The following is an 8,203-nucleotide window of genomic DNA, read 5'->3' as shown; positions in this document are numbered from 1 at the left end:
TTGACACGGAGCCGGGCCGGCCGATCACCTTACTACTCACTACTCACTACTCACTACTCACTACTCACTACCTATCCTTCACTAGTCAATTAATTTGGCACGACTACTTATTTTTGGAAAAATTTAGGAAGAATTAGCAAAAGCTCAATTATTGAAATGATTCAATGGTAAAACCGATAAGAGGAAATATAGCCGTACAAAGTTAGATTAGGACAAGTTCATTCATGAGGAAATTAATTAGAATGACTATAACTCTGACAGCATTGCGTTGAATCGCGAAATTAAATTGTTAAAAGCGACAATATTGTGCGAACAACGACGTTTAATTTGTGAAGAGACAAAAAGAACAAAAAGCGGAGAGGGGGGGATTCGAACCCCCGTCAGGTTTGACCCTGAAATGGTTTTCGAGACCACCGCATTCAACCACTCTGCCACCTCTCCAGGTGAGTACGCGAAGTCTCCAAAGTTATTTTACTGAGATTTGGCAGTAAATGGCTAGTCAATTATTAAAAAATACTATCAAATTGCCTTGTTCGGATTAAGTGCAAACCAAGTTTAGGAGTCCACGCGATCGCCCCACTTTGTCGGAGACTGTAAAAATTGATTCGATCGCTCTTTTGTTGGGAGTGGAAATTTACAGGCTCATAAGTAATGATTGTCTTAGGGTTGAGTTGTAAAAATTCTGGATTGTAATCGGGACTAATTAAATATATTGGTTTTTGACGATCGTTGTTCGATCGAATAGATTCTAAAAGTTGTCGATTGTCTTTTTTGCTCTTACTAATTACTAACCAAATTGCTTCTAGAGATTCTAGCTTTAAAATTGAATCGTGAAGATAAGATATTGTCAAAGAGTTGGTTGTGATTTCGTCTGGCAAATTAATAGTGTTTTTGAGAGAAATGCGATCGCCTGGGGGGGAAAATTCTGTTTTGGGGTTGCGATTGAAGTTGAGATAATAGTCTAGGCGATTGATACCTAGTCTCTTAAGAAATGGCAGCACTGTATATTGAAAAGACTTAGGACGATCGCTATCGATCATAATTGTTTGACCGCGATCGCAAATAATAATTACTGATTCTAATTTGGTAGGCAAAATAGTAATTTGAGTTAAATTAAAATGTCTGTAGCCGACGGGAAAAATAATTATCGTTAAAGCGAATAAAACAAATAGTTTCCACTGTTTGCCCCATGTTGGTTGTAACCACACTGCAATTAGCAAGCCATAGATAATTAATAAAATACTTAAAGAAATTTGTCCGATCGCCCACGAACTCCCTGGTAAATCAACAAAAAAGTTAATTACAGCAATTAACATTGTCATGGGATAAGACAATAGCCAAGCGATCGCACTACCCATAGCTGGCAACATTAAGCTGGCGATCGCGCTTATCATTCCCCCCAGACTGATTATCGCAATTAAAGGGGTGCAAAGGATATTGACGATAATGCTATAGGTTGCTACCACGTTAAATTGATAGAAAAGTAAAGGCAATACCCAAATGGAAGCAGCTAAAGGTACGGCAACTAAACTAGCAACTGTAGGGGGTAGCCAATCTAACCTAGCTTGTAGTGCTGGCATGGTTGCAATTAAACCAAAAGTTGCTAAAAAACTGAGTTGGAAACCCAAATCTCCAATTAATAAGGGATTGAAGATTAAAATCAGCATTGCTACTAATAAAAGAGAACCCAAAGGCTTCACTTTCGTTTCTAAAGCTATTGCTAGCAATACCGCCAATCCCATCAAACAGGCTCGCAATACCGAAGCTTGAACTCCAGTTAATCCTAGATAGATAATTAAAGTCGATACTCCCACCAGAGATCTGGTTTTGGCAGCCAGACGGCTGGTAAGTTTTAGCACCAAACCCAAGAGCAAAGAGACGTGAAACCCAGATGCAGCCAGAACATGAGCTAACCCTGCTTCAATAAAGCGATCGCGAATCTCCGTGGGAAGATCTACGGCTTTGCGCCCCAAAACCATCGAACTGAGTAGTTGTCCTTGAGGACTGCCCAAACCTTTTAAATGGCTGCGTACGATACGTCGTCTCAGTTTCCACCATCCCCAAACAGGTTCGGAATTAGAACTTTCTAAGATTTCTAATCCTTGCATTCCCGTAAATATTCCCCGACGGGCTAAATATGCTTGAAAATCGAAACTGTTAGGTAATGCAGCACCTTGAGGGCTGTATAAAATGCCTTTTAGCTTAATTTCTTCTCCTAAATCGATTCCCGTACCTTGCAATAAGGGGATAGTTGTATAAAGTTTTCCCGATACTTTTTGCGCGTTAACCTGGGATGCTTGCAACCAAAACTTAAGCTTATTGCTGCTATTTAATTTAGGCTCATTAAGAACTTTCCCTTTTACTATGACTACTTCCGATTCAATGGGTACTTGGTAGACAATATCATCAATTTTGGGTTGAGGAAGGCGTAACTGAAAATAAAAGACAGCCAAAATACCTACTATGGCAGCACCGCACCAAACTCGAAGGGATATTCTTGATTTCTGAGTTGCGATGCCTACGGCTAGCTGCGCAATCGCACTTACGAAAGTAATCCCTAGTATCAAGGAGTTCGCCAGAAATAATTGTTGTCCTGTCAAACCCGAAATGGAAACAGCAAATAAATTAGTAGATAGTAAGCCAATAATATACGCCAGACAGATAACTATCCAACTATTACGAGTCATAGAAGTTAGGTTAAGGGGGAAAGGGCAAAGGGAAAATAATAGACTTTATCCAATTCGATCTATCCCAGTAAAACATAGGGCATTTCATAATGGACAGTGGACAATGGACAATGGACAATTATTTGTCTGATAAATTCAAGCGATCGACAATTAACTACCCGAATTTCGATACCATATACATTAGTTAACAATTATTTGAGCTTAGGGAATGAGCGATCGCAAGTTAGAACAGTTAAAGGAGTTATTTAGAAGTACAGACAAGGCTCTAATTGCCTATTCTGGTGGAGTTGATAGTACCCTAGTGGCAAAAATAGCCTATGATGTTTTGGGCGATCGCGCTTTGGCAGTGACGGCAGTATCTCCTTCTTTACTGCCAGAGGAATTAATTGACGCTCAAACTCAAGCAGCACAAATTGGTATTAGACATGAGTTAGTTGAGACTCATGAAATGGATAATCCCGACTATACTTCTAACCCCACAAACCGTTGTTATTTTTGTAAAAGCGAACTACACGATACTTTAAAGCCTTTAGCTCTCAAGCGCGGTTATCCTTATGTGGTGGATGGCGTAAATGCCGACGATCTCCAAGACTATCGCCCTGGCATTCAAGCAGCAAAGGAACGGGGTGCGCGATCGCCTTTAGCCGAAGTGGGAGTTAGTAAAATGGAAGTGAGAGAAATTTCTCGCAGTTTGGGGTTGGCTTGGTGGGATAAACCAGCCCAACCTTGTTTGAGTTCCCGTTTTCCTTATGGGGAAGCTATTACTGTAACTAAATTGCAAAGAGTTGGTAGGGCAGAAATATACTTGCGTAAATTGGGCTATCAAAACTTGCGCGTGCGATCGATTGAAGATACGGCAAAAATTGAGTTACCCGCTGAAGATATTGCTGGCTTTGTTCAAAAAGTAGATTTACCCCAATTAGTCAAAGCTTTTCAAGACTTGGGTTTTGTTTATGTCACTCTCGATTTAGAAGGATTTCGTAGTGGAAAATTAAATCAAGTGCTACAATAAGTAAGACTGTGGAAATTCAAAACTAAATAACTATGGTAGAACGACTCAAACGTTGGGAGTCTCCTCGTAAACGGGGGCGTAACGACAAAGGCAAAGGCGGCTCGGCTAGAGCCAGACAGCTACGCAAAAGAGAACAAATGCTGCGTAATAAACTCAAAAAACAAAATCAAAAAAACAACAACCAGCCACAAGGCGGCAGAGAGAGGGAATCAACCCCCTCTCTTTTATTTTAGATAGTTATAAATTTAATTTTTAATCCCTACAAAATCTTCTCCAAACCATAAACTAAAGAACTAAGTTCGGTAACCTTGCGAATAGCAAGCAAGACTCCAGGCATATAACAAGCGCGATCGCTCGTATCGTGACGCAGAGTATACAGTTCTCCTGGAGAGCCAAATAAAACTTCTTGGTGGGCGATTAAACCAGGCAAACGAACGCTATGAATGGGAATATTTTGCTCGGCAGTAGCACCTCTAGCCCCTTCCATTGTTTCTTTGGATTCGACTTTGGGAGGATTGAATGATTTACCCATTTCTGCCAGCATTTGAGCGGTTTTAATTGCCGTACCACTAGGAGCATCAGCCTTGCGATCGTGATGCAGTTCGATAATCTCTACATGATCAAAATATTTAGAAGCAGTAATTGCAGCTTGTTGGAGCAATACGATACCAATAGAAAAATTAGGGATAATTAGAGTGCCAGTACTGGCTTTTTCGGCAAATTCACCCAAATCTTTTAGTTGTTCCTCCGTTAACCCTGTAGTTCCGATTACGGGGCGGACTCCATAGGCGATCGCGCTACGGGTATTTTCATAAACGCTACTGGGGTGAGTAAAATCTACCATTACTCCCTGGACTTTTTCTTGAGTAGCTAAGACCAAAACGCTTTGTAGATCGTTGAGTACGGGAACTTCTAATGCTCCGATACCAATAATTTCGCCAATATCTTGACCTAAATATTTAGGATTGAGGTCTACCGCACCGACTAACATCATATCTTCGGCTTGGGATACGGCTTTAATTACTTCTCTGCCCATTTGACCCAAAGCACCATTGACTACTACGGGAATCGGCGATTTTTCTGTCATTTGTTTAATTTTGATAAAGTCCTCAGAAAAAATATTTTAGATCGAATCCCCAGTAAAGTAACGTTTTTTCAAGGAACAGCGATTCCCCTGGTTAAGTAAAATCCTGAAACAAAGTGTTTTTGGTTTTTTACTTCTAATCTAAATTTTCATCAAGTAGTAGGATGATGTCGATTCAGAAACCAATTGCTCGAATTTGATGTAAAGATTGTGCGGGAACAATTACAAGAGTTTTACAATCTAATAGCTGGCAATGAACTTTAAATAAATTATGAAATTTAGATGGAACAATTATTTTTTATTGGCAATCTTGGCTATTGTTTTAACTGGTATATTGTTCGGTCTAGATAGCGATTTGGAAAATTTATCTAAAAGAAGTATATTCAATAAAAAGTCAGATATAGTAGTCAATCAAGTAGGATATTTACCCCAATGGCAAAAAATAGCTTTTTTTAGAGATAATAAACTAATAAACCCGACAAAATCATACCCAAATAACATTAAATTAATCGATCGCGATACCGATCGAGAAGTTACCACTCTAACTGTTGCCCCAGCCAAAATAGATCCCAACAATCAAGAAGCGATCGCAACTATCGATCTCAGTCAGATTACTCAGCCAGGTAACTATTATCTCCGCAGCCAAAAATTGGAGTCCGCACCTTTTGCTATTGGCGAAGATATCTATCAAGATAGTTTAGTTAAACTACTCCGCTCTTATTATCTAATGCGTTGTGGAGTAGAAATTGACGATCCTGTTTCGGGCATCTCTCATCCTCCCTGTCACCTGCAAGACGGAATTGTTGCCCATTCTGAGACTAACAAAACTTTAAATGTCGTTGGTGGCTGGCACGATGGCGGTTCTTATAACAAGTATGTCACCACAACTGCGGTGACGATTGGTCGTTTATTAAGTCTCTACGAAAAAAATCCCGCCCTATTTCCCGACAGTCAATTAAATATTCCCGAAAGTAACAATGGCAGATCCGACTTATTAGACGAAATGGAATTGGCTTTAGACTGGTTGCTCAAAATGCAGCGGGATGATGGTGCGGTATATCGTAAGGTAGGCGGTACTACTTGGGCGTTAGGTTTAGCCCCCGATGAAGATATTCAACCCCGTTATATTTACGGTATTTCAACCCCCGAAACGGCTAAATTTGCTGCGGTAATGGCGATCGCCAGTCGTAATTTTGCATCGGTCGAGCCAGCAAAAGCCGAGCGCTATTTAATTGCGGGAAACTCTGCTTGGGAATATTTAGCAACCCAACCTGAAATGCTAGTTGATTGGCAAGAAGATGATGATTTGGGATCGGATAAATATTTGGCTTCAGAACACAATCAGGAAAAAAGCCTCACTATAGATGTTGACGATCGCCTGTGGGCAGCAGCAGAATTATATATCACTACGGGAAATAGTAAATTTGCCAATTATTTTGCCGCTAATCTAGACAATCTAGAAATCAATTCCTTTAGCTGGAAAGATCCTGCTATTTTAGGCATGACTAACTATTTACAACAACAAATTCAGCCGACTTCAGCAACCATTATTCAGAAAATTAAAACCAAAATCCAACAAAAGGCAGATTCTCTTCTAGAAATAACCCAGCAAAATCCTTACCAAATCGCTAGCGATCGCTTTATCTGGGGGTCGAATAGAGCGATCGCCGAAGCGGGAATTGTTTTAGTTAATGCCTATCAAATAACCAACAATACCCAATACCTTAATGCTGCCATAGCTCAATTAAATTACCTTTTGGGGAGCAATCATTTTAATCAAACTTTTATTACCGATGTAGGGAAAAATTCAGTTCGATATCTCAGTAATATCTATGCTAGAGCCAAACAAATCAAAATTCCTGGTTTGGTTGTTTCTGGAGCAAATGGTCAAGCTCAAGATGGCATAGCTCATTATCATCGAGAATATCTTAGTTATGCCGATAACGAACTTTCCTACGCCACCAATGGCAATGCTACGGACTATAATGCTGCTGCGATCGGTCTAATTGTTAATTTATCTAATTTATAGCTTTTGATAATTGTTAGTAGTTACTCAACAATTAATTTTTAACAAGATATAATTGACTTTTAATTTCTCCAGAGGAAATAATGAATAAAAAATTACTGACTACTTTAGGCTGTTCTGGTTCTATAGTGTTATCTCTATTAGGAACTAATTCCGTTAGTGCCAAAGAGTATGTTTTTACTGCTCCCGAATTGGATAGTCAAATTGCTGAAATTCCTGAAAGTGAGACAGACTATCCTTTTGTAGGCTGTGGTTGTAGTGCTTATGATGCTGAAACCGCAGCTCAAATGGATCGAGAAGGAGATAAGGCGATCGAACTTTATGGTTGTGACTGTGCTGGTCATAGAAATCTGGTGCGGAATCTTAATTCCAACAAAATAGACGACAATTATAATAGCTCACAGCTTTGAGCAAAATGCGATCGCCACAGGTAATATAAATAAAATAGCGGTTAAACTAAAACTGGGTGTAGTACAGCGAGGAACAGCTAGCCAAGATGCTTGGGCTACTGGACTGAAATCGACTAAACCTAAGGGCAGAGAGATGATACATCCCACAACTATCCCTACCAGAATAGGAATTAATCGCCAAAACCCCCTAGCCACAATAGCCGTTAAAATCACCCCTAACAAAGATATTGCAGCTACGAATATGGCGATCGCAGCACTATAATTGAGGCTTGCTGAAAAACTAAGATTTGAAGCGAAATTTAGTAATTAAAGAAATATTCTCTTGTTCGCTAATTTTAGTCATTTAATTCGAGATAACACTTTCAAATCTTGTTCGTCTAAAGGTGCTGGAATACCATTGCGAATTAATTCGGAAAAATCTTCGTTTGGCACCATCATACAGAGAGCATAGAGACGTTCGTTGCCAGTATTTTTAAGATAATGCGTCCCTGTTTTGGGCATTAAGACGCTATCCCCAGTACGCAGAGATGTTTCTTTTCCATCGCAAACTGCTATTCCTTCACCCTTGAGGATAAAAAACATTTCTACCGCAAAGTTATGACGATGAGGGGGAGTTTCGCTACCCACTTCAAATATTTCCACGCAGACGGTTAAAGAATCGTTGGCACTATCAGGATCGAAAATAATTGCCAAACGATTAGTATCGTTGGGACTGATACGATAAGCTTGATAATCCTCGACCGTTTTGATTACAGGAATCATGCACTGTTGGTTCATCGCGTCACTTCTCTTTAGTAGCTTGAATTTTGCTTATTAGTATTGTATGGCTGTTGAAAGAGGAACAGAAAGAAAACTCAGGTATTTATTAGGTTTGATGTTATACCATTTCTCCTTGAAGTTGCACTTAATATTGTTGGGATTTTGTTTCTCGCAAAGCCGTTTACCCCGAGCCAAACGGGGCAAGCCCAGCTTCGTGTTCTGGGC

At 39.8% G+C, this 8,203-nt stretch carries 8 protein-coding genes and 1 tRNA gene; 4 read left to right on the top strand and 5 right to left on the bottom strand.

Annotation, left to right across the window (positions count from 1 at the left end):
• Positions 1-354 precede the first annotated feature (354 nt).
• Together AC33VI_RS08290 and AC33VI_RS08285 are read right to left on the bottom strand one after the other, a co-directional pair.
• Positions 355-441: transfer RNA gene (locus AC33VI_RS08290), tRNA-Ser, on the bottom strand.
• 65 nt (positions 442-506) lie between these two features.
• Positions 507-2,687, bottom strand: coding sequence for a ComEC/Rec2 family competence protein (locus tag AC33VI_RS08285; RefSeq protein ID WP_491781795.1), 2,181 nt, complete (start codon positions 2,685-2,687; stop codon positions 507-509).
• A gap of 208 nt (positions 2,688-2,895) precedes the next feature.
• Between AC33VI_RS08285 and larE the strand changes: the two genes are divergently transcribed.
• Both larE and AC33VI_RS08275 read left to right on the top strand, forming a co-directional pair.
• A complete protein-coding gene (gene larE, locus AC33VI_RS08280) occupies positions 2,896-3,699 on the top strand; it encodes an ATP-dependent sacrificial sulfur transferase LarE (RefSeq protein WP_491781794.1) in 804 nt (267 codons plus the stop codon).
• A gap of 32 nt (positions 3,700-3,731) precedes the next feature.
• A complete protein-coding gene (locus tag AC33VI_RS08275) occupies positions 3,732-3,932 on the top strand; it encodes a hypothetical protein (RefSeq protein WP_491781793.1) in 201 nt (66 codons plus the stop codon).
• A 26-nt stretch (positions 3,933-3,958) separates the two neighbouring features.
• Here the strand turns inward: AC33VI_RS08275 and dapB are convergent, their stop codons facing one another.
• On the bottom strand, positions 3,959-4,786 hold the full coding sequence (gene dapB, locus AC33VI_RS08270; protein ID WP_491781792.1) for a 4-hydroxy-tetrahydrodipicolinate reductase: 828 nt from the start codon (positions 4,784-4,786) through the stop codon (positions 3,959-3,961).
• A gap of 268 nt (positions 4,787-5,054) precedes the next feature.
• Here dapB and AC33VI_RS08265 point away from each other — a divergent pair, with 268 nt between their 5' ends.
• Together AC33VI_RS08265 and AC33VI_RS08260 are read left to right on the top strand one after the other, a co-directional pair.
• Entirely contained in the window at positions 5,055-6,812 is a 1,758-nt protein-coding gene (locus AC33VI_RS08265; RefSeq protein ID WP_491781791.1) for a glycoside hydrolase family 9 protein, read from the top strand.
• 80 nt (positions 6,813-6,892) lie between these two features.
• Positions 6,893-7,219, top strand: coding sequence for a hypothetical protein (locus AC33VI_RS08260; protein ID WP_491781790.1), 327 nt, complete (start codon positions 6,893-6,895; stop codon positions 7,217-7,219).
• Here AC33VI_RS08260 and AC33VI_RS08255 read toward each other — a convergent pair.
• Both AC33VI_RS08255 and AC33VI_RS08250 read right to left on the bottom strand, forming a co-directional pair.
• Positions 7,208-7,441, bottom strand: a complete 234-nt coding sequence (locus AC33VI_RS08255; RefSeq protein WP_491781789.1) for a solute carrier family 23 protein — start codon at positions 7,439-7,441, stop codon at positions 7,208-7,210. The two genes, AC33VI_RS08260 and AC33VI_RS08255, sit on opposite strands and share 12 nt — an antisense overlap.
• Before the next feature lie 117 nt (positions 7,442-7,558).
• Positions 7,559-7,996 carry a cupin domain-containing protein gene (locus AC33VI_RS08250; protein WP_491781788.1) on the bottom strand — a complete coding sequence of 146 codons (438 nt, stop codon included), beginning with the start codon at positions 7,994-7,996 and terminating at the stop codon, positions 7,559-7,561.
• Positions 7,997-8,203 lie beyond the last annotated feature (207 nt).

It is taken from the genome of Waterburya sp., from assembly GCF_058530065.1.
Note: the sequence above shows the minus strand (reverse complement) of the source record. Positions and strands in the feature narration are given on the sequence as shown.